The sequence below is a fragment of the Knoellia sp. Soil729 genome, assembly GCF_001427985.1.
Classification (GTDB): Bacteria; Actinomycetota; Actinomycetes; order Actinomycetales; family Dermatophilaceae; genus Knoellia.
Genome location: NZ_LMSA01000003.1, coordinates 243,313 through 263,435 on the forward strand (window position 1 = coordinate 243,313; position 20,123 = coordinate 263,435).

Sequence of the window (20,123 nt, forward strand, 5' to 3'; positions counted from 1 at the left end):
CCCTCCGTGCGAGCGCGCTCCGCTCTCCGGGCGAACGCACGCACGACCATGCGCCACGGAGTCCTGGGTTGAGGCGGTCAGCCTGTCGGGAGCTTGGCCGTCAGCCAGGCCACGGTCTTGGCCCAGGCCTCCTGGGAGGCGCCGTGGTGGTGGAACATCGGCGAGGGGTTGTCGAACGCGTGGCCCGCGCCGGGATGGGTCACGAAGGTGACGTCGTCATGGCCGTCGGTGACCGCTCGCTCGATGTCGCGCACCGTGTCGATCGGGATGTAGGTGTCGTCCTCGCCGAAGTGGTGCAGGCTCGGTGAGGTCACGTCGGGAGCGAGCCCGAGCAGCGAGGGGATCGCTGACCCGTAGTAGCTGACCAGGACGTCCGGCTTCGGATCGGCCACTGCCGCAACGTTGAACGCCAAGCCACCGCCGAGGCAGAAGCCGAGCGCCCCCACACCGCCGGAGATGGCGGGATGGGCGCGCAGGGCGTCGAGGGCTGCGACACCGTCCTTGACGGCCCGCTCCCAGTCGAGCTTCTCGAGCGTCCCCATCGCCTGGGGCAGTCCGGCACCGCCCTCCTCGAGAACCGGGTCGCCGAGGTGACCGTAGAAGTGGGGGACCAGGACGACGTAGCCGAGGTCGGCCAGGTCCTGGGCGCGTGAGCGGATGTAGTCGGTGACGCCGAAGATCTCCTGGAACAGCACGAGACCCGGCCCGGAGCCGGAGTCGGGCAGCAGCAGGTCGGCAGGGATGTCGAGCTCGATGGAGTCAGCCATGCGGACAACGTAGCCGTGTGCTCCCACGAAAGGGGGGCACACGGCATACGGGCAGGTGTCTCCGTCAGGCGCCGGGTGCTGCGGCGTAGCGGAGGTAGGGCGTGACCTCTTCGACGTCGCCGAACGTGGCGCGGGCATCCTCGGTGGAGATGGTCGGAGCGACGATGATGCGCTCGCCGACCTTCCAGTCGGCCGGAGTGGAGAACGGGCCGGAGTCGTTGACCTGCAGGGCGTCGAGCGCGCGCAGGACCTCGTCGAAGTTGCGTCCGGCGCTCTTGGGATAGACGAGGGACAGGCGCACCTTGCCCTTCGGGTCGATGAGGAAGACCGAGCGCACGCTCGAGGTGTCGCCCTCCCCGGGGTGGATCATGTCGTAGAGCTCGGCGACCCTGCGGTCCTTGTCGGCGACGATCGGGTAGGTCACGGCCGCTCCGCCGACCTCCTCGATGTCCTTCTTCCACGCGTGGTGGTCCTCGACCGCGTCGACCGAGACGGCGAGCACCTTGGTGTCACGCTTGGCCCACTCGTCCTTGAGCGCCGCGACGCGACCGAGCTCGGTCGTGCAGACGGGGGTGAAGTCGGCCGGGTGGCTGAAGAGGACGGCCCAGCCGTCGCCCTTCCACTCGTGGAAGCTGATCTCACCCTCGGTGCTCTCAGCGGTGAAGTCCGGGGCGTGGTCGCCGAGCCGCAGCGTGGCCATCGGGAGTCCTCTCATCGGTAACACGACGTTGGTAGGAACCAAACATGCCGTTAAGTTCCAAAGGGTGACACCGTCGTTTCGGATGCTGGACGCGCGGCCCCGCGGCGCGGTCGAGATCGGGCATGCCGCGACTAGGGTGACGTCATGGACCGACGGATCTTCGGGATCGAGAACGAGTACGGCATCACCGCCTCGTCCGAGGGCCAGCGCACGCTCACCCCCGACGAGGTCGCCCGATACCTGTTCCGCAAGGTCGTGGCCTGGGGGCGCTCCAGCAACGTCTTCCTCGCCAACGGGTCCCGCCTCTACCTCGACGTCGGCAGCCACCCCGAGTACGCGACGGCCGAGTGCGACTCGCTGCGCCAGCTCGTCGCGCACGACCGGGCGGGGGAGCGGGTCGTCGAGGGACTCGTGGCCGACGCCGAGGCGCGACTGCGTGAGGACGGGGTGCGCGGCGAGATCTACGTGTTCAAGAACAACACGGACTCGGCCGGCAACTCCTACGGCTGCCACGAGAACTACCTCGTCGGCCGCGGCGGCGACTTCCAAGCGTTCTCGGACAAGCTGCTCCCGTTCCTCATCAGCCGCCAGCTCATCTGCGGCGCAGGCAAGCTCGTGCGCACGTCCAAGGGCGTGGAGTTTGCCGTGAGCCAGCGTGCGGACCACATCTGGGAGGGCGTGTCGTCGGCGACGACGCGCAGCCGCCCGATCATCAACACCCGGGACGAGCCGCACGCCGACGCCGAGCACTACCGGCGGCTGCACGTGATCGTCGGGGACTCCAACATGAGCGAGACCACGACGCTGCTCAAGGTCGGCTCGTGCGACCTCGTGCTGCGGATGATCGAGGACGAGGTGGTCATGCGCGACCTCACCCTCGAGAACCCCATCCGTGCCATCCGCGAGATCAGCCACGACATGACCGGCCGCAAGCTCGTGCGGCTGGCCAACGGTCGTGAGCTCAGTGCGCTCGACCTGCAGCGCGAGTACCTCACCGCCGCAGCGGCATACGTCGAGCGGGCGGGCACCAGCGACCCCGACCACAAGACCGTGCTCGACCTGTGGGAGCGCACGCTCGACGCGGTCGAAACGGGCAACCACTCGCTCGTGGACACCGAGATCGACTGGATGATCAAGCACAGGCTGCTCGACGACTACGCGACCCGGCACGGCCTGGACCTCGACTCCCCACGACTGGCGCAGATCGACCTCGCCTACCACGACATCAACCGTCGACGAGGCCTCTTCTACCTCCTGCAGGCCCGCGGCCGGGCAGCACGGGCCGTGACCGACCCCGAGATCTTCGAGGCCAAGGTCAAGCCACCACCGACGACACGGGCCAAGCTGCGCGGTGACTTCATCCGTGCAGCCCAGGACCACCGCCGCGACTTCACCGTCGACTGGGTCCACCTCAAGCTCAACGACCAGGCCCAGCGCACGGTGCTCTGCAAGGACCCTTTCCGCAACGAGGACCCCCGGGTCGAGCGCCTCATCGCCGGCATGTGACGTTGAGGAACCTGTCAGGTTCTGTGGTTATGGTGGGCGCAATCCCCCCAACGCTCGATCTGAGGTAACACCTGTGTCCCGCCCCCGTTTCACACCCCTTGCCGCGGCCCTCGTCGCAGGCTCCATCGCCCTCGTCGGCTGTGGCAGCGGCACCTCCGCCGACACCACAAAGGCCGACAACGGCCCGCTGGCGTCGGTCAAGGTCGAGGGGAGCGACCCGGCCAAGGAGCCCACGGTGACGCTGGGCACGACGCCCCTCAAGCTGACCGGTGAGACCAAGCGGGTCATCACGCAGGGCGAGGGCACCGCGGCGGGTGCCAACGACATGCTCTCCGTCAAGGCGCAGATCATCAACGGCACCGACGGCAAGGTGGCCACCAGCACCTGGAAGGAAGAGCAGCCCCTGGGCATCGACCTCACCTCCCAGAACATGCTGCCCCTGTTCAAGAACCAGCTGCCCGGCACGAAGCCCGGCGCCCGCCTGCTCATCGCCGCCCCCACCTCTGACGTCTACGGACCGCAGGGCAACACCCAGCTCGGGCTCAAGGCCGAGGACCCCATCCTCTTCGCCGTCGACGTCGTCGACGTGGTCGCTCCGCTCAAGGAGGCCTCCGGCACGGCCGTGGCACCCAAGCCGGGACTGCCGACGGTCACGATGAACCCCGGCAAGGCCGCGACGATCACCATGCCCAAGACGGCGCCGCCCAAGAAGCTGGTCAACCAGCCCCTCATCAGCGGCAAGGGTGACAAGGTCACCAAGGGGCAGTCGGTCCGCGTCGCCTACACGGGCGCCAAGTGGGCCGACGGCAAGGTCTTCGACTCCAACCCGGCCGGCTATGCCACCCCCATCGGCGTCGGCGCAGTCGTGCCCGGTTGGGACAAGGCCATCGTCGGCCAGACCGTCGGCAGCCGACTCCTGCTCGTCGTCCCGCCGGCCGAAGGCTACGGCCCCCAGGGCAACGGTGACATCAAGGGAACCGACACCATGGTCTTCGTCGTCGACATCCTCGGCGCCGTCTGACCATCCGCCAACCGCGAAAGGACCCTCCATGGGTTTTGACCCGAAGACCACCAAGCCTGAGATCGACTTCCCGGGGGACGACGCTCCCACCGAGCTCGTCGTCGAGGACATCACCGTCGGAGACGGCGCCGAGGCCACCGTCGGCTCGACGATCTCCGCGCACTACGTCGGTGTCGCCCACTCGACCGGCGAGGAGTTCGACGCGTCCTGGAACCGCGGGGAGCCCCTGTCCTTCCGCCTCGGCGTCGGCCAGGTCATCCGCGGCTGGGACGACGGCATCGTCGGCATGAAGGAGGGCGGCCGTCGTCGCCTCCTCATCCCGTCCGGCCTCGCCTACGGTGAGCGTGGTGCCGGAGGCGCCATCAAGCCCGGCGAGAGCCTGATCTTCGTGGTGGACCTCGTCAGCGTCCGCTGACCCGTTCCGCAGCGCACACGCCCGCCACGGCGCTGACGACGAACGCGGCGACGTCCTCGTCGAGGCCACGCCCCATCGTCGACAGCTTCACCGGCGACTGGCGGAGCGCGTCCAGCACGCCCTTCGTGCCGACCTCGACCACGTCGAGGTCGGCACGGCTGTGCTCGGCCAGGTCCGCAGCCTGACGGCGGACCAGCGCCGCCAGCTCACCGCCCCCTTCCAGCACCGGCACGATGGCGGGGGAGAGCAGAGCCCGTCCGTATGCCGTGGTGCTGTGGTGGGAGATCCCGCGGTGCCGCGGACGTGGGTCAGCTCCCGAGACGCGAAGGGCCGCGATGCTCGTGCCGCCCAGGACGTGGGTCGCGTGCAGCGCCTCGGCGGCAGCGACGCCCGAGTAGCCCCACCTGGTGCCCGTGCCGACGTTGCCCGGTCCCTGGATGACCACGGTGACATCCGCGCCCACGACGTGGCGAGCGGCGAGCAGGCCGCTGTGGACGGACACGGCCTCGTGGTCGCCCCCGAACGCCTGGCCGACCGTCAGCGTCGCCTGGAGCCAGCCGGCTTCCTTGAGCCCGGCCACCGCCCGCGAGAAGGCCAGCGGCAGCGCACCGCCGTCGGTCATGACGTAGGCCACCCGGGCGTCGGGCCTGGCCAGGCGCACGCCCGCGATGATGGCCGGCAGGGCCGAGTGCAGGTCCGCGACGACCACCGGCATGGCCTCGAGGGAGTCGGCGTCGAGGAGGACGTCGTGGTGGATGCTGTCCTGCTCGTCGACCGCCAGGAACATCTGCTGCTGCGGCGTGTAGCGCGCCTTGACGATGTGCCCGGGGGAGTCGGGGGCGTCCTCGGGGAGCCGGTCGGGCAGGGCGACGACGAACGCGAGACCGCCCGTGCCCAGCCCCTTGAGCAGGGCCGAGGCGTTGAGGACCACCCGGTCCCCGGGCTCCGGCCGCCCCACCATGCCCGTGTAGGCGAGGGCACGCACCTCCTCACCGGTGCTGTCGGGCGAAGCCAGCCTCACGGCATACTCCACCGCTCCGGGCCACTCCCGCATCTCTTCGACGACCACGCCCTCGCGCCACTGCATCACGAGGTGCAGGGTATCGAGTAGCGTCGGACACATGAGCGCAGCGACGGGGCCGGCCGCCAAGACGGAGCGCCTGCTCAACCTCGTGCTCGTGCTCCTCTACACCCGTCGACCCCTGTCCAAGGCACAGATCCGGGCGCTGGTGCCGCAGTACGGCGAGACGGCGTCGACCGAGTCCTTCGACCGGATGTTCGAGCGCGACAAGGACGAGCTGCGCGGTCTCGGGGTGCCCCTGGCCACCGAGGAGATCGACCACTTCCACGAGGACGAGCCGGGCTACCGCATCCACCAGCGGGACTACGCGCTGCCCGACATCGAGTTCGAGACCGACGAGCTGGCTGTCCTCGGGCTGGCGAGCCGGAGCTGGGCGCAGGCCTCGATGGCGGGGCCGGCGGCGCAGGCGCTGCGCAAGCTGCGCGCGGCCGGGGTCGAGCGCGACGAGGGGGCCCTCATCGGCATCGAGCCGCGGCTGCGCACCACCGAGCCCGCGTTCGAGGCGGTCAAGGACGCGGTGCTGAGCCGCACTCCCATCACGTTCAGCTATCGCCGCCCCGAGGGCACGCAGGCCCGCACGCGCAGGGTCCAGCCGTGGTCACTCGTGCAGTGGCACGGTCGCTGGTACCTCGCGGGCTACGACCTCGACCGTGAGGACACCCGGGTCTTCCGGCTGTCGAGGGTCGACGGTGCCGTGCGCACTGCTGGGCGTCCGGGGTCCTTCGAGGTCCCGGCCGACCACGAGGCCCGCATCATGGTCGAGCGGTCAGCGCCTGCGGGTGAGGCACGGCCCGCGACGCTGCTGGTGCGCCCCGGAGCCGCCCACAGCCTGCGCCGGCGTGCCACGAGCACCACCGAGACCGACAGCGGCTGGTCGCAGCTGGGCATCGAGTTCCAGGACGTCGACGGGTTCGCCGCCGAGGTCGCCGGCCATGCCGACGACGTCCGCGTGCTCGAGCCTGCCGAGCTCCTCGAGCGCGTCCACACCCAGCTGCGGGCCGTGCTCGCCGCCCACGAGGCAGGATCCTGATGGCTACCGAGACCGCGACGAGCCGGCTCACGCGGCTGCTCACGATGGTGCCGTGGCTGGTCAACCGCCAGGGCATCGAGCTCGAGGAGGCCGCGCGCGGGCTGGACGTCTCCGTCGAGCAGCTCGAGTCCGACCTCAACCTGCTCTTCCTCTGCGGCTACGGCCAGATGCCCGACGAGCTCATCGAGGCCGACTGGGAGGAGGGCCGGGTCTTCGTCGGCAACGCCGACACGATCTCGCGCCCCTTGAGGCTCGGGGTGGACGAGGCGGTGACCCTCATCGTCGGGCTGCGGACGCTCCTGGACGTCCCCGGCCTCACCGAGCGTGACGCCATCGAGCGAGCGCTGGCGAAGCTGGAGGCGGCGGCCGGGACGTCCGCCGAGCCAGCGGCGCGGGTGTCGGTCGAGCTCACGGCCGAGCGCGTCGACGACGCGATCCTGGCCCGGGCGCGTGAGGGAGTCGAGCAGCGGCGACGGCTCCACCTGACCTACCACGTCCCCGGCCGCGACGAGTCGACCGAGCGTGACGTCGACCCCATGCGCGTCATCGCCTCGGACGGTCACTGGTACCTCGAGGGCTACTGCCACCGCGCCGAGGGCGTGCGTGTCTTCCGGCTCGACCGCGTCGAGGACCTCGGGGTCCTGGACGCGGACGGGACCCCGCCCGACGGGATTTCTCCTCGCGAGCTGGGCGAGAGCATCTTCAGCCCGGCTGCGGATGACCTCGTCGTCACCATCCGGCTGCTGCCCGGAGCGCTCTGGGTGAGCGACTACTACCCGGTCGAGTCCACCTCCGACGACTCCGACGGTTCGCGCACGATCACGCTGCGCACGGCCGACACGGCGTGGCTCGAGCGGCTCGTGCTGCGTCTTGCTGGACACGTCGTCGTGCTCGACCCGCCGGACCTCGTGGACCGCATCGCGGCGCGCGCTCGGGCAGCGCTGGGTTCACAGGCCCACGACGTAGACTGACCGCAGACTCCACATCGGAAGAAGGCACACCTCCATGCGCAACATCGGCGCCCCCGAGATCATCGTCATCGCTGTCCTGCTCATCGTCATCTTCGGTTGGAAGCGACTGCCCGACGCGGCCCGCAGCCTCGGTCGTTCGGCCCGTGTCTTCAAGTCCGAGGTCGACGAGATGAAGAACGACGGCAAGGACAGGAAGCCCGAGACCGTCCAGGGTGAGACGGTGCGTCGCGAGACCGATGCCTCGGCCCCCCAGCCGACGTCGCCCATCTCCGAGGACGCCCCGCGCACGGACAACCAGCCGGGACCCACCTCCGGCACCACGGTCTGACCCAGCCCTCTCGATGCCCCGAGTTGCGAGACCCGGTCGCCCCCACCTGCCCCGACGGCGTGAGCGGGACCCCGAGGGCAGGATGTCGCTCGGCGACCACCTGCGCGAGTTCCGGCGACGGGTCCTCATTGCGGCCGTGACGGTGCTGGTTGCCGCGATCGCAGCGGGGCTCAACTACGAGCGCATCTTCGACTTCCTCGCGGAGCCGTTCAACGACTACAAGCGCAGCAACCCCCAGAGCACGATCAGCCTGAACTTCGGTGAGGCGACGTCGGCCTTCTCGAACCTCATCACGTTGTCGATCTTCGTCGGGGTCCTGGCGGCAAGCCCCGTGTGGCTCTACCAGCTCTGGGCGTTCATCGTTCCCGGGCTGACCAAGAAGGAGAAGCGGATCTCGCTGGCGTTCATCGCCGCGACCGTTCCGCTGTTCCTCGGCGGGTGCTGGCTCGGCTACATCGTGCTGCCGCAGTCGCTCCAGCTCCTCTACGGGTTCTCACCGTCGGGCACGTCCAACATCCAGCAGGTGTCGGACTACTTCGCGTTCGTCACCCGCTTCATCCTCGTCTTCGGCGGAGGCTTCCTCTTCCCGGTCTTCCTCGTGGCCTTCAACGCCGTCGGCATCCTCCCGGCGGAGAAGATGATCAAGGCCTGGCGTGTGGCGGTCGTCCTGATCTTCGTCTTCGCCGCGGTGGCCACCCCCACGGCGGACCCGATGACGATGTTCCTGCTGGCGCTCCCCCTGATGGCGCTCTACTTCATGGCCTACGGCGTTGCCCGACTGATCGACCGACGACGGGAGAAGGCTCGTCCCGACTGGCTCGACGCGTCGGACGACGAGGCATCGGCCCTGTGAGCCAGCTGCGTCACGAGCGCATCGGGTTGGTCATCAACCCCACGGCAGGCAAGAACACCGGTGCGCGCATCGGGCGCGAGGCCGCCTTGCTCCTCGCTGCGGCGGGTCACGAGATCGTCGACCTCTCCGCCATGGACGGCGCCCACGCCACCGCGCGCGCCCGCGCGGCCATCGCCGACCACGCCGTGGACTGCATCGTCGTCGCGGGGGGTGACGGCATGGTCCACCTCGGCGTCAACCTCGTCGCGGGCACCGACCTGCCGCTCGGGATCATCGCGGCGGGTACGGGCAACGACAACGCGCGCGAGCTCGGCCTCGCCGTGCGTGACGCCGCGAAGGCCGTCGAACGGATCACGCGTGGTGCCACCCGACGCATCGACGCGGTCCGGCTGGTCACCACCCACGGCGAGGCGCGCTGGTTCGTCGGTGTCCTCGCCGCCGGCTTCGACGCCGTCGTCAACGAGCGCGCCAACGCGTGGAGGTGGCCCAAGGGACAGATGCGCTACAACCTCGCGATCGCCCGTGAGCTCGGCGTCTTCAGGCCCATTCCCTACGTCGTCGAGGTGGACGGCGTCCGCCACGAGACCAGGGCGATGCTCGTCGCGGTCGCCAACGGACCGGCATACGGGGGTGGCATGAAGGTCGTCCCGAGCGCCGAGTTCGACGACGGCATGCTCGACGTCCTCATCCTCCACGAGGTCTCGATCCCGACGCTGCTGCGGGTCTTCCCCAAGGTCTTCCAGGGGGCACACGTCGACCATCCCGCCGTCGAGATTCTCCGCGGACGCCAGGTCCGCCTCGAGGCCAGGGGCATCGTCTCCTATGCCGATGGTGAGCGGTTCGAGCCCCTGCCACTCGAGTGCGAGGTCGTCCCGGGCGCGGTCACCGTCCTGACGTAGCCTGAGCGACATGAGCGGCTCAGCGACGGAGACGGGGCCCCATCTTGCGGCCTTCACGGCCCTGCAGAACTTCCCGCTCGACCCGTTCCAGGTGCAGGGGTGCGAGGCGGTCGAGGCCGGTCAGGGTGTGCTCGTGGCGGCCCCCACGGGGGCAGGCAAGACGATCGTCGGCGAGTTCGCCGTGCACCTCGCCCTCGCGACCGGACGCAAGGCCTTCTACACCACGCCCATCAAGGCGCTGTCGAACCAGAAGTACCACGACCTCGTGGCCGCCCACGGCCCCGACAAGGTCGGCCTGCTCACGGGTGACTCGTCCATCAACGGTGAGGCACCCGTCGTCGTCATGACGACCGAGGTGCTGCGCAACATGGTGTATGCCGGGTCGTCCACCCTGCAGGGACTGGGCTTCGTGGTCATGGACGAGGTGCACTACCTCGCCGACCGCTTCCGCGGCGCGGTGTGGGAGGAGGTCATCATCCACCTGCCCGAGTCGGTGCAGGTCATCTCGTTGTCGGCCACCGTGAGCAACGCCGAGGAGTTCGGCGACTGGCTCGCCGAGGTTCGTGGCAACCACGCTGTCGTCGTCTCGGAGCACCGACCGGTGCCGCTGTGGCAACACATGCTCGTGGGCAGCTCGATGTTCGACCTGTTCGCCGACGAGACGTCCGAGCCTCGGGAGGACGGGTCTGTGGCACAGGTCAGTCCCGAGCTCATCCAGGCCATCCGTGGCGCCGAGCAGCAGCGGGCCGACGGGTGGGTCCGGGGGAGCACGCGGGACCTGCCCCGTGGGCGGGCCGGTGGACGGAGCTCCGGCCGGGAGCCGGGGCGAGAGCGCGGCCGCGGTCCGGGACCGCAGCGTTCGTTCACCCGGGGGAGCCGGCCCGGTGGCGGCGCGACCCGTGCCGAGGTCATCGCGCAGCTCGACCGCGACGGACTCCTGCCGGCGATCACGTTCATCTTCAGCCGCATGGGCTGCGAGGGTGCCGTGGGGCAGCTGCTCGCCTCCGACACCCGGCTCATCCCGCAGCGCGAGGGTGAGCGCATCCGGCGCCACGTCGAGGAGCGCATGGGCTCGCTCGCCGACGAGGACCTCGGCATCCTGGGCTACTACGACTTCGTCGAGGCGCTCTCGCGAGGCTTCGCGTGCCACCACGCCGGGATGCTTCCGCTCTTCCGGGAGATCGTCGAGGAGCTGTTCACTGCCGGTCGCATCCGTGCGGTGTTCGCGACCGAGACCCTGGCCCTGGGCATCAACATGCCGGCGCGCACGGTGGTGCTCGAGAAGCTCGTGAAGTTCAACGGCGAGACGCACGCCGACATCACCCCTGCCGAGTACACCCAGCTCACCGGCCGGGCCGGCCGGCGTGGGATCGACATCGAGGGCCACGCGGTCGTGCAGTGGAGCCGAGGACTCGACCCGATCGCCGTCGGAGGGCTGGCCTCGACCCGGACCTACCCGTTGCGATCGAGCTTCCGCCCGACCTACAACATGGCCGTCAACCTCGTGGCACAGGTGGGGCGCCAGGTGGCGCGCGACATCCTCGAGACGTCGTTCGCCCAGTTCCAGGCCGACCGGGCCGTCGTCGGGCTGGCGACCAAGGTGCGGCGCAACGACGAGGCGCTCGAGGGATATGCCGAGTCGATGCACTGCGACCTCGGAGACTTCCGCGAGTACGCCGACCTGCGTCGCGCCATCGCGGATGCCGAGAAGGACGGTGTCCGCAAGCGCTCCGCCGGTCGCAAGGCGCAGGCTGCGGTGAGCCTGGAGAAGCTGCGGGTGGGGGACATCATCAAGGTGCCGGCAGGCCGGCGTTCGGGCTGGGCCGTGGTGGTGCAGACCGCGAAGACCGGCAAGGGATCCCCGAGCGGGCCGGGTGTCGTGACCGAGGAGCGGCAGTTCCGGCGGTTGACCCTCGTGGACGTTCCTGAGCCAGTCGAGGCCGCTGCCTCCATCACGGTGCCCAAGCACTTCAACCCCAAGTCACCCAAGGCCCGGCGCGACCTCGCGACGACCATGAGGATCGCCGTTCCCCACGACGTCACGGCCAAGCCGTCCGCGGAGAGGGAGGAGCAGGTCGAGGAGAACGACCGCATCGCCTTCCTGCGCGCGGAGCTGCGCGCCCACCCGTGCCACCAGTGTCCCGACCGTGAGACCCATGCCCGGTGGGCCGAGCGCTGGTACCGCCTGCGTCGCGAGACGGCTGGCCTCAAGCGCAAGGTCGAGGGCCGCACCAACTCCGTCGCCCGCACGTTCGACCGTATCTGCATCGTGCTGACCCAGCTCGGCTACCTCGAGGACGACATCGTCACCGAGCGCGGTGAACGCCTGCGCAGGCTCTACACCGAGCGGGACCTGCTCGCCGCCGAGTGCCTGCGCCGCGACGTGTGGAAGCGCCTCGACGCACCTGGCCTCGCTGCCTGTGTGTCCACGCTGGTCCACGAGCCCCGGCACGAGCAGGCCGACCCCTCACCGCGGATGCCCAACGACGAGGTCGCCGCAGCGGTCACCGAGATGCAGCGGCGATGGAGCCAGCTCGACGACCTCGAGGCCCAGCACGGTCTCGAGACCACAGAGGTCCCCGACGGGGGGATGGCGTGGATGGTCCACCGCTGGGCCAGCGGCGAGCGCCTGGACGCGGTCCTGCGCGGGCACGACATGGCCGCCGGCGACTTCGTCCGCCGGTGCAAGCAGATCGTCGACCTGCTCGGGCAGATCGCGGATGCGGCTCCCGACTCCGAGCTGCGGCGCACGGCCCGCAAGGCCATCGACGGAGTGCGTCGGGGGGTCGTCTCCGCCGACCGCCTCGACTGACCTCGACTTCCCCGCCTGAAGTGGCTTTCTCTCACTCCGCCTGACAAGCGCGGTCAAGCGAACAGAGAGCAACCCACTTGAGGCGGGGAAGTTGGTGCGCGTCAGGGGATCTGGAGCGCGGCCAGGACGCGGTTGATCGGGTTGGTGATGCCGTAGGTCGAGGCGAGCTCGCTCAGCAGCCTCGTGTCGGCAACGGCGGTGGGCAGTGCCACGTCGACGTCCGCGACCGGTGCGTCACGCACCACGCGGACCACCTGCGGGGCCACGTCGAGGTATGCCGCGGCGGCCTCCAGGTTGGCCCGTCGCGCACCCTTGATGCTCGGGTGTCCGCTCTCGACCGCCTCCCGCAGGCCGGCCAGCGACCCATGTGCCGCGATGAGCTGGGCCGCGGTCTTGTCGCCGATCCCCTTGACCCCCGGGAGGCCGTCGCTGGTGTCACCGCGCAGGATCGACATGTCGAGGTAGGCCTCACCGTTGGGCACGGCGTACTTGTCGCGAAGGTAGGTCTCGGTGCCCTGGTCGGGCTCTCGCACACCGCCCTTGCCGGTGTAGAGCACCCGCACGCAGTGGGTGTCGTCGATGAGCTGCAGCAGGTCGCGGTCGCCGGTGACGACGTCGATGGCCATGCGCCCTCGGTAGCGCTCGACCATGGTGCCGATGACGTCGTCGGCCTCGTAGCCATCGGCTCCCAGACGGGCGATGCCCAAGGCCGAGAGGGCGTCCACGATCAGGGGAACCTGAGGAGCGAGGTCGTCGGGCACCTCCTCGGCCGCGGTGTCGGCCGACGCAGGATGCGCCTGGTCGGGGGCGTCTCCGGCCGCGGGAGCGGACGCCGACCCAGCCGGTTCGCCCACCCGGTGCGCCTTGTAGCTCGGGATGAGGTCGACCCGGAACTGGGGCCTCCAGTCGTTGTCCCAGCAGGCCACGAGGTGCGTGGGACGGTGCGCGTTCACGAGGGTGGCGATCATGTCGAGGAAGCCGCGCAGGGCGTTCGTCGGGTGCTCGTCCGCGGACGAGCGCTGGTCCGGCACACCGTAGAAGGCCCTGAAGTACAGCGAGGCGGAGTCGAGGAGCAGCAGGCGTTCCGTCGTCATGGCGGCCAGCCTAGTTGTGAGCCTCACGGGCATCCGTGCACCCTGTGACTACTGTGGGCGACGTGGAGGACCTTGACCGCAAGATCGTGGACCAGCTCTCGACGGACGGCCGCATGAGCTACACCGACCTCGGGCGCGTGCTCGGCATGTCCACGTCCGCCGTGCACCAGCGCGTGCGCCGCCTCGAGAAGCGTGGGGTCATCAAGGGCTACACCGCCAGGGTCGACCACGCCGCCATCGGTGTCGCCATGACGGCGTTCATCTCGATCACCCCCCTCGACCCCGCGGCCCCGGACGACATCCCCGACCATCTCCGGGACATCCCAGCCATCGAGGAGTGCCACTCGGTGGCCGGCGACATGAACTACATCCTCAAGGTACGCGTGGCCACGCCGCTCGAGCTGGAGCTGCTGCTCGCCCGCATCCGGGCCGCTGCCAACGTGTCGACCAAGACGACGGTCGTCCTCTCCACGCCCTGGGAGTAGCCAGCCAGGCCCTGTGGAAAAGCTCGCGGCCGGTGCGGCCGATGGCGGCACCATGACGCCATGACCTTCGACGACCTGCCCCAGAACTTCCGCGACCTCTCCCTCGACGACCCCGTCCTGCGCTCCGACGCCATCGACCTCTTCGTCAGCCTGGCCGACCGAGAGGCCGGCTCCTTCACCATCGTCCTGCTCGATGACGGGCACCGAGTCCTGCAGCCTGTTGTCATCTCCGAGCTGGGAGAGGCCGAGCCCGCCGAAGTCGTCGCCTCACTGCGACGCGTCCTGTCCGAGCTGGACACTGGTGGCATCGTGGCCGCGCTGGGTCGCGACGGTTCGCCGCTCTTCAGTGACAGGGACCGGACCTTCCACCAACTGACGGTCGATCTCTGCCGCGACCTGGGCCTCGACCTGCTTGGCTTCTACCTGGCGGCCCCGGCGACGGTTCGCGAGATGCCGGACCACCTGCGGATGGCCTCCTAACGGGCGATGGCTGCGGTGATCGCCCCGGTGACGGCCACCAAGTCTGCCGGGGTGAGCTCGAGGTCGAGCCCCCGGCGGCCACCTGACACAAGCACCGTCGCGTGCCCAAAGGCGGAGGAGTCCACGACCGTCGGCAGCGCGCGCTTCTGGCCGATGGGCGAGATCCCACCGACGACGTAGCCCGAGCTGCGCTCTGCTGCAACGGGATCCGCCATGGCGACCTTCTTCACGCCGAGCGCGGACGCCATCGCCTTCAGGTCGAGGGTGTGGTCCACGGGCACGACACCGACAGCGAGTCCCGTGCCGGTGTCGACCAGGAGGGTCTTGAACACGCGCGCCGGCTCGACCCCGAGAGCCTGCGCGGCCTCCAGGCCGAACGACTCAGCCGCAGGGTCGTGCTCGTAGGCGCGGACGGCATACGGGACCTTGGCTCGCGTCAGCGCAACGGTCGCCGGGGTAGCCACCGAGCCACCGCGGTCCTTGTGTGCCATGAACGCGAGAGTATGCCGTCGGTCACCGCGTGTGGTCAGGTCAGGTCGCGCGCCGAGGCGTCACGGCTCGCGCTCGCGCCGGCGAGTGCCGCGGCGTGGACCTGCTCGACGTCGGTGTTGGTGCTCCACCACTGCTGGCCCGCCTCGGGCAGGGTGTAGATCGGGTCGTAGTAGACGTACTCACGCGACAGCGCCTGCTCGTCCGAGCCCTCGATGGAGGTGCGGTAGTTCTTGCGCCAGAACGACATCCCCTTGTCGCGGTCGTAGGTGTCGACCTGGTGCACCCAGCGCTTGCCGACGAACGGCACGTCGCACACGATGCGGGGCGTCGCGAAGCCGGGGAGGTATCCCATGATCGAGTGCTGCAGGTGCTGCGCCTCGTGCAGCGCCAGGCGCCAGTGCTCGGAGAACGGGATCATGTCGCACATGTAGAAGTAGTAGGGCGTGATCATCGCCTCGTCCTGCAGGGCGAAGCAGAGGTCGAGCAGGTCGGTGCTCGTGTCGTTGATGCCCCGCATGAGGACGCCCTGGTTGCGAACGTCGCGCACGCCCGCCTCGAGCATCGCCTTCGAGGCCTGCGCGACGAGCGGCGTGACGGACTGGGCGTGGTTGACGTGGGTGTGGATCGCGAGCGACACACCGCGCGAGCGGGCCAGTGCCGACACCCGCGCCACGCCCTCGACGACGTCGGGCTGCAGCCAGTGCTGCGGCAGCCCCATGAGCGCCTTGGTCGCCAGCCTGATGTCGCGGATGTTGTCGATGCGCAGGAGCTTGTCGAGGAAGCCCTCGAGGTTCTTCCACGGCATGTTGGCGACATCGCCTCCGGAGACGACGACGTCGCGCACCTGGGGGGTCTTCTGCAGGTAGTCGAGCATCGCCGCATGACGGTCGACCGGCTTGCCGGCGAGCTTGAGCTTGACGACCTGGGCCGTGGAGTTGCCCACGAGGTCCATGCGGGTGCAGTGCCCGCAGTACTGCGGGCAGGTCGGCAGCATCTCGGCGAGCACCTTGGTGGGATAGCGGTGGGTCAGGCCCTCGACCGCCCACATGTCGTGCTCGTGCAGGCTGTCGCGCGCGGCGAAGGGGTGCGAGGGCCAGTCGGTGCGACGGTCGCTGAACACGGGGAGCATGTAGCGACGCACCGGGTCGGCGAGGAAGGCCTGCGTGAAGTCGGCACCGGCCGCGGGCAGCGAACCGTCGGCCCACGACATCTCGCTGACCATCGTGTTGAGCATCTGCGGCGGCACGAGCATCGACATCGTGGCCCGCTCGACCTGGTCGCGCTCGAGGTCCTCGTAGAACGCGTCGGTGAGCAGGTCGCCCATGAGCTCACGCAGCTGTGCGACGGTCTTGATGCAGTGGGCGCGCTGCCACTGGGCGCTGGCCCACTCGTCCGTGGTGACCGATCGCCACCCCGGGAAGCGTGTCCAGTCCGGCTCGACGAGCTCCCGTTGCCGGTAGACGTAAGGCTGCTCGATGTTCGTCGTCATGCATGCGAGGATACGGACAGATGACGTGTTCGTCACATCCCTACCGCAATATTTGTTGCAGCGTGTCGCAAGACAGGAGAAATTGCGTGGCCATGCCGCGAACGACGCCCCCCGCCGGACCCTCCTCACCGCTGGGGGTCCACCGCGTGCTCGAGCCAGCGGGAGCCTCGCTGCCGCAGGCCGCCCGGGTCCTGGACGCCAGCCCCCAGATCTGGCCCGACGAGGTGCGCATCGACATCGAGACGCTCAACCTCGACGCCGCGTCCTACCGCCAGCTCCACGACAAGCACGAGGGCGACGGTGCGGCCATCCGCGCGGAGGTCCTGCAGATCGTGGGCGAGCGCGGCAAGATGCAGAACCCCGTCACGGGCAGTGGCGGGATGCTCATCGGCACCGTCGCGGAGGTCGGCCCGACGTCCACCCTGGGCCTGGCGGCGGGTGACCGCGTGGCCACCCTCGTCTCGCTGTCCCTCACACCGCTTGCGATCACCGACGGCCTCGAGGGCTGGGACGGGTCGGGGGAGCGGGTCCCCGCCCGGGGACACGCCATCCTCTTCGGCCGCTCCATCGCCGCGAAGCTGCCCGAGGACCTCGCACCCGAGCTGGCACTCATGGTCATGGACGTCTGCGGCGCACCTGCACTCGTGGCCCGGACCGTGCGTGCGTATGCCGCCCGCCTGCCTTTCGACGCCGCCATCGGTTCCGTGGGCGGTCCGTCCGTCGTCGTGCTCGGGGGAGCGGGCAAGTCCGGGTCGTTGTCGCTGGCCGCGGCCGCCGACGCGGGGGCGACCCGTCGCGTCGCGGTCGTGCGTGACGAGGCCGAGGCGTCGCTCCTCGAGGGCACCGGACTCGCGACCCGCGTCCTCATCGCCGATGCGCGCAACCCGATCGGTCTCTCCGAGGCCGTCGCCACCGCCGGCGGGCCGGCCGACCTCACCGTCGTCTGCGTCGACGTCACCGGCTGCGAGCAGCCGGCGATCCTGGCGACCGCCGAGGGCGGCACCGTCATCTTCTTCTCGATGGCCACGAACTTCGCGGCGGCGGCGCTCGGGGCCGAGGGGCTGGCCGCCGACGTGACCATGCTGGTCGGCAACGGCTACGTCCCCGGCCACGCGGCATACGCGCTCGAGCTCCTGCGCGGCAACGCCGCGGTCCGCGAGCTCTTCGAGGGCCGTCTCACCCACCACGGGTAGGCGACTGGCACCTCACTGTGGAAGTGGGGACCAACGTCCTCTGGCGGAGCACCCGTGCACCGTGATGGCATGAACTCATGACGGAGAGCACGACTGCGCCCTATTCCGCCCACGAGCTGGAGCTCGACCTCAGGTGGTGGGCTGCAGCCAACTACCTGACCGTCGGACAGATCTACCTGCGCGAGAACGCGCTCCTGCAGGAGACACTCGCCATCGAGCACATCAAGCCGCGGCTGCTCGGTCACTGGGGGACGAGCCCGGGTCTGTCGATGATCTATGCGCTGGTCAACCGGCGCATCCGCCAGACCAACTGGCACTGGCTCTATGTCACCGGGCCCGGTCACGGGGGACCTGCCCTCGTCGCCGCTGCCTGGCTCGAGGGCACCTACAGCGAGATCTATCCCGCGGTGGGAGACGACGCGGCCGGTGTGCGCGCCTTGTTCCGCCAGTTCTCCACCCCCGGTGGGGTGCCCAGCCACGTCAGCGTGCAGACCCCGGGAAGCATCCACGAGGGCGGGGAGCTCGGCTACGCGCTCGCCCATGCCGCTGGGGCGGCCTTCGACAACCCCGACCTCGTCGTCGCCTGCGTCGTGGGTGACGGAGAGGCAGAGACCGGCCCGCTCTGCGCGTCGTGGCGGCTGCCCTTCTTCCTCAACCCCCGACGCGACGGCGCCGTGCTCCCGATCGTGCACCTCAACGGCTACAAGATCGCGGGACCCACGGTTCTCGGGCGCACCGACGACGCAGAGGTCGAGGCCTACCTGCGCAGCCAGGGCTGGGACCCGGTCACGGTGAGCGGTGACGACCCGGAACAGGTCTTCCCCGCGCTGCACGACGCGCTGGCCCGGGCACACGAGCGGATCCGCCACATCCAGAACTTGGCCCGGCAGGGGCAGGGTGCGCCGTCCGACGACGGGGGAGCAGGAACCCTGTGGCCGGCGATCATCCTGCGCACGCCCAAGGGGTGGACCAGCCCCAAGGTCGTCGACGGGGTCCAGGTCGAGGGGACCAACCTCGCCCACCAGGTGCCGCTCGCCGGGCTGGCCGACAACCCCGAGCACGTGCGGATGCTCGAGGACTGGCTGCGCAGCTACCGGCCCGAGGAGCTCTTCGACGCGCAGGGGCGCCTCGTGCCCGAGCTGAGGGAGCTGGCTCCCACAGGGGACCTGAGGATGTCCGCCACGCCCCACGCCAACGGAGGACGGCTGCGCAGCGACCTGCCGATGCCCGACACGACGGCGTACGAGGTTGCCGTCGCCCCCACAGGCCGTGGGCGCGAGCTCGTGGAGAACACGGTCACCACCGGGCAGCTCATGCGTGACCTCTACGCGGCCACGACGACGCCGGACGGGGGAGGCACGTTCCGGCTGTTCAGCCCGGACGAGACCGCCAGCAACCGGCTCCAGGCGGTCTTCGAGGTGACCGATCGGTGCTTCATGGGTCCGCTGCTCGACACCGACCGCTCCCTCGGACCCGACGGCCGGGTCATGGAGGTGCTCAGCGAGCACCTGTGCCAGGGCTGGCTCGAGGGCTACACCCTGACCGGGCGACACGGGGTCTTCGCGACCTACGAGGCGTTCGCCATGGTCTCGGCCTCGATGGCCATCCAGCACACCAAGTGGCTGCAGCACGCCAACACCCTGCCGTGGCGGGAACCGGTCGCGTCGCTCAACCTGCTGCTCACGAGCACGTGCTGGCGCAATGACCACAACGGCTTCTCCCACCAGGGCCCCGGGCTCATCGACAGCCTCATTCCCCTCTCCCCGGAGGTCGTGCGCGTGTGGTTCCCCCCGGACGCCAACACGACCCTGAGCATGATGGATCACTGCCTGCGCAGCACCGACCACGTCAACCTCATCGTCGTCGACAAGCAGAAGCACCTGCAGTACCTCTCGCTCGAGGAGGCGAACCGGCACTGCGCTGCCGGGGCGGGCGTCTGGGACTGGGCAAGCACTGCGGGTCAGGACGAACAGCCCGACATCGTGCTGGCCTGCGCCGGTGACGTCCCCACCCAGGAGGCCCTGGCTGCTGCCGAGCTCCTCGCCGAGCACACTCCGGAGCTCAAGGTGCGCTTCGTCAACGTGGTCGACCTCATGGCGCTCCTGCCGGAGGCCGACCACCCCCACGGCTTCTCGGACACCCAGTTCGACGACCTGTTCACCGCGGACCGTCACGTCGTCTTCGCGTTCCACGGCTACCCACGAGCCGTGCACCAGCTCATCCACGGACGCACCGCTCCCGGAAGGTTCCACGTGCGTGGCTTCAGCGAGCAGGGCACGACGACCACTCCCTTCGACATGGTCGTCCTCAACCGGATGAGCCGGTTCCACCTGGCCAAGGAGGTGCTTCGCCGAGCCGGACGCCGAGTCGCCGGCTGGCAGGCGCTCGACGACCTCTGCGACCGTCGGCTGGCCGAGCACGCCACCTACATCCGCGAGCACCTCGAGGACATGCCGGATGTCGCACAGTGGACGTGGGCTGGGCTCCCCACGACCGGGACGGCGTAG

The 20,123-nt window shown here is 69.8% G+C and carries 19 protein-coding genes; 13 read left to right on the top strand and 6 right to left on the bottom strand.

Going from position 1 to position 20,123, the window contains the following annotated elements:
- Window positions 1-77: 77 nt before the first annotated feature.
- Complete coding sequence (locus tag ASG74_RS12915; protein WP_056144181.1) at window positions 78-767, bottom strand: dienelactone hydrolase family protein; 690 nt, start codon at window positions 765-767, stop codon at window positions 78-80.
- 64 nt (window positions 768-831) lie between these two features.
- Window positions 832-1,467: a peroxiredoxin gene (locus tag ASG74_RS12920; RefSeq protein WP_056144183.1), complete on the bottom strand. Its 636-nt coding sequence runs from the start codon at window positions 1,465-1,467 to the stop codon at window positions 832-834.
- Window positions 1,468-1,611: 144 nt separating this feature from the next.
- Between ASG74_RS12920 and pafA the strand changes: the two genes are divergently transcribed.
- The 3 genes from pafA (at window position 1,612) to ASG74_RS12935 (ending at window position 4,409) form a co-directional block, all read left to right on the top strand.
- Window positions 1,612-2,973 (top strand): Pup--protein ligase, encoded by a 1,362-nt coding sequence (gene pafA, locus ASG74_RS12925; RefSeq protein ID WP_056144186.1) that lies wholly within the window; start codon window positions 1,612-1,614, stop codon window positions 2,971-2,973.
- A 73-nt stretch (window positions 2,974-3,046) separates the two neighbouring features.
- Complete coding sequence (locus tag ASG74_RS12930) at window positions 3,047-3,994, top strand: FKBP-type peptidyl-prolyl cis-trans isomerase (protein ID WP_056144188.1); 948 nt, start codon at window positions 3,047-3,049, stop codon at window positions 3,992-3,994.
- 28 nt (window positions 3,995-4,022) lie between these two features.
- Window positions 4,023-4,409: an FKBP-type peptidyl-prolyl cis-trans isomerase gene (locus tag ASG74_RS12935; RefSeq protein WP_056144191.1), complete on the top strand. Its 387-nt coding sequence runs from the start codon at window positions 4,023-4,025 to the stop codon at window positions 4,407-4,409.
- On the opposite strand, the gene ASG74_RS12940 is transcribed toward ASG74_RS12935, so the two are convergent.
- Window positions 4,396-5,499 (bottom strand): DUF3866 family protein, encoded by a 1,104-nt coding sequence (locus ASG74_RS12940; protein ID WP_442910087.1) that lies wholly within the window; start codon window positions 5,497-5,499, stop codon window positions 4,396-4,398. The genes ASG74_RS12935 and ASG74_RS12940 overlap by 14 nt on opposite strands.
- 31 nt (window positions 5,500-5,530) lie before the next feature.
- On the opposite strand from ASG74_RS12940, the gene ASG74_RS12945 reads away from it, so the two are divergent.
- Genes ASG74_RS12945 through ASG74_RS12970 form a run of 6 tightly spaced genes read left to right on the top strand, consistent with a single transcriptional unit; the run spans window position 5,531 to window position 12,383 of the window.
- Window positions 5,531-6,520, top strand: coding sequence for a helix-turn-helix transcriptional regulator (locus tag ASG74_RS12945; RefSeq protein ID WP_056144194.1), 990 nt, complete (start codon window positions 5,531-5,533; stop codon window positions 6,518-6,520).
- On the top strand, window positions 6,520-7,491 hold the full coding sequence (locus ASG74_RS12950; protein WP_056144198.1) for a helix-turn-helix transcriptional regulator: 972 nt from the start codon (window positions 6,520-6,522) through the stop codon (window positions 7,489-7,491). Before ASG74_RS12945 ends, ASG74_RS12950 begins: the two co-directional genes overlap by 1 nt.
- 34 nt (window positions 7,492-7,525) lie before the next feature.
- Entirely contained in the window at window positions 7,526-7,819 is a 294-nt protein-coding gene (gene tatA / locus ASG74_RS12955) for a Sec-independent protein translocase subunit TatA (protein WP_056144200.1), read from the top strand.
- Between the two features lie 13 nt (window positions 7,820-7,832).
- Entirely contained in the window at window positions 7,833-8,672 is an 840-nt protein-coding gene (gene tatC / locus ASG74_RS12960) for a twin-arginine translocase subunit TatC (RefSeq protein WP_235498949.1), read from the top strand.
- A 5-nt stretch (window positions 8,673-8,677) separates the two neighbouring features.
- Window positions 8,678-9,571, top strand: a complete 894-nt coding sequence (locus ASG74_RS12965; protein WP_442910089.1) for a diacylglycerol/lipid kinase family protein — start codon at window positions 8,678-8,680, stop codon at window positions 9,569-9,571.
- Between the two features lie 10 nt (window positions 9,572-9,581).
- Window positions 9,582-12,383, top strand: coding sequence for a DEAD/DEAH box helicase (locus ASG74_RS12970; protein ID WP_056144209.1), 2,802 nt, complete (start codon window positions 9,582-9,584; stop codon window positions 12,381-12,383).
- Window positions 12,384-12,484: 101 nt separating this feature from the next.
- Here ASG74_RS12970 and ASG74_RS12975 read toward each other — a convergent pair whose 3' ends face one another.
- Window positions 12,485-13,477, bottom strand: coding sequence for a 5'-3' exonuclease (locus tag ASG74_RS12975; RefSeq protein WP_056144211.1), 993 nt, complete (start codon window positions 13,475-13,477; stop codon window positions 12,485-12,487).
- 62 nt (window positions 13,478-13,539) lie between these two features.
- Here ASG74_RS12975 and ASG74_RS12980 point away from each other — a divergent pair, with 62 nt between their 5' ends.
- A complete protein-coding gene (locus ASG74_RS12980; protein ID WP_056144774.1) occupies window positions 13,540-13,962 on the top strand; it encodes an Lrp/AsnC family transcriptional regulator in 423 nt (140 codons plus the stop codon).
- Between the two features lie 60 nt (window positions 13,963-14,022).
- Complete coding sequence (locus ASG74_RS12985) at window positions 14,023-14,442, top strand: hypothetical protein (RefSeq protein ID WP_056144212.1); 420 nt, start codon at window positions 14,023-14,025, stop codon at window positions 14,440-14,442.
- Here the strand turns inward: ASG74_RS12985 and ybaK are convergent.
- Together ybaK and ASG74_RS12995 are read right to left on the bottom strand one after the other, a co-directional pair.
- Entirely contained in the window at window positions 14,439-14,933 is a 495-nt protein-coding gene (gene ybaK, locus ASG74_RS12990) for a Cys-tRNA(Pro) deacylase (RefSeq protein WP_056144215.1), read from the bottom strand. The genes ASG74_RS12985 and ybaK overlap by 4 nt on opposite strands.
- A 35-nt stretch (window positions 14,934-14,968) precedes the next feature.
- Entirely contained in the window at window positions 14,969-16,423 is a 1,455-nt protein-coding gene (locus ASG74_RS12995; protein ID WP_056144216.1) for a KamA family radical SAM protein, read from the bottom strand.
- A gap of 146 nt (window positions 16,424-16,569) precedes the next feature.
- Between ASG74_RS12995 and ASG74_RS13000 the strand changes: the two genes are divergently transcribed.
- Both ASG74_RS13000 and ASG74_RS13005 read left to right on the top strand, forming a co-directional pair.
- Window positions 16,570-17,616, top strand: a complete 1,047-nt coding sequence (locus ASG74_RS13000; protein ID WP_235498951.1) for an L-erythro-3,5-diaminohexanoate dehydrogenase — start codon at window positions 16,570-16,572, stop codon at window positions 17,614-17,616.
- Between the two features lie 77 nt (window positions 17,617-17,693).
- Complete coding sequence (locus ASG74_RS13005; RefSeq protein WP_056144219.1) at window positions 17,694-20,123, top strand: phosphoketolase family protein; 2,430 nt, start codon at window positions 17,694-17,696, stop codon at window positions 20,121-20,123.

What these genes read in the sequence shown, in the direction of transcription:
- ASG74_RS12915 (WP_056144181.1), bottom strand. Translation starts at nt 767, where the DNA reads ATGGCTGACTCCATCGAGCTCGACATCCCTGCCGACCTGCTGCTGCCC.
- ASG74_RS12920 (WP_056144183.1), bottom strand. Translation starts at nt 1,467, where the DNA reads ATGGCCACGCTGCGGCTCGGCGACCACGCCCCGGACTTCACCGCTGAG.
- pafA (WP_056144186.1), top strand. Translation starts at nt 1,612, where the DNA reads ATGGACCGACGGATCTTCGGGATCGAGAACGAGTACGGCATCACCGCC.
- ASG74_RS12935 (WP_056144191.1), top strand. Translation starts at nt 4,023, where the DNA reads ATGGGTTTTGACCCGAAGACCACCAAGCCTGAGATCGACTTCCCGGGG.
- ASG74_RS12945 (WP_056144194.1), top strand. Translation starts at nt 5,531, where the DNA reads ATGAGCGCAGCGACGGGGCCGGCCGCCAAGACGGAGCGCCTGCTCAAC.
- ASG74_RS12950 (WP_056144198.1), top strand. Translation starts at nt 6,520, where the DNA reads ATGGCTACCGAGACCGCGACGAGCCGGCTCACGCGGCTGCTCACGATG.
- tatA (WP_056144200.1), top strand. Translation starts at nt 7,526, where the DNA reads ATGCGCAACATCGGCGCCCCCGAGATCATCGTCATCGCTGTCCTGCTC.
- tatC (WP_235498949.1), top strand. Translation starts at nt 7,833, where the DNA reads ATGCCCCGAGTTGCGAGACCCGGTCGCCCCCACCTGCCCCGACGGCGT.
- ASG74_RS12970 (WP_056144209.1), top strand. Translation starts at nt 9,582, where the DNA reads ATGAGCGGCTCAGCGACGGAGACGGGGCCCCATCTTGCGGCCTTCACG.
- ASG74_RS12975 (WP_056144211.1), bottom strand. Translation starts at nt 13,477, where the DNA reads ATGACGACGGAACGCCTGCTGCTCCTCGACTCCGCCTCGCTGTACTTC.
- ASG74_RS12985 (WP_056144212.1), top strand. Translation starts at nt 14,023, where the DNA reads ATGACCTTCGACGACCTGCCCCAGAACTTCCGCGACCTCTCCCTCGAC.
- ybaK (WP_056144215.1), bottom strand. Translation starts at nt 14,933, where the DNA reads ATGGCACACAAGGACCGCGGTGGCTCGGTGGCTACCCCGGCGACCGTT.
- ASG74_RS12995 (WP_056144216.1), bottom strand. Translation starts at nt 16,423, where the DNA reads ATGACGACGAACATCGAGCAGCCTTACGTCTACCGGCAACGGGAGCTC.
- ASG74_RS13005 (WP_056144219.1), top strand. Translation starts at nt 17,694, where the DNA reads ATGACGGAGAGCACGACTGCGCCCTATTCCGCCCACGAGCTGGAGCTC.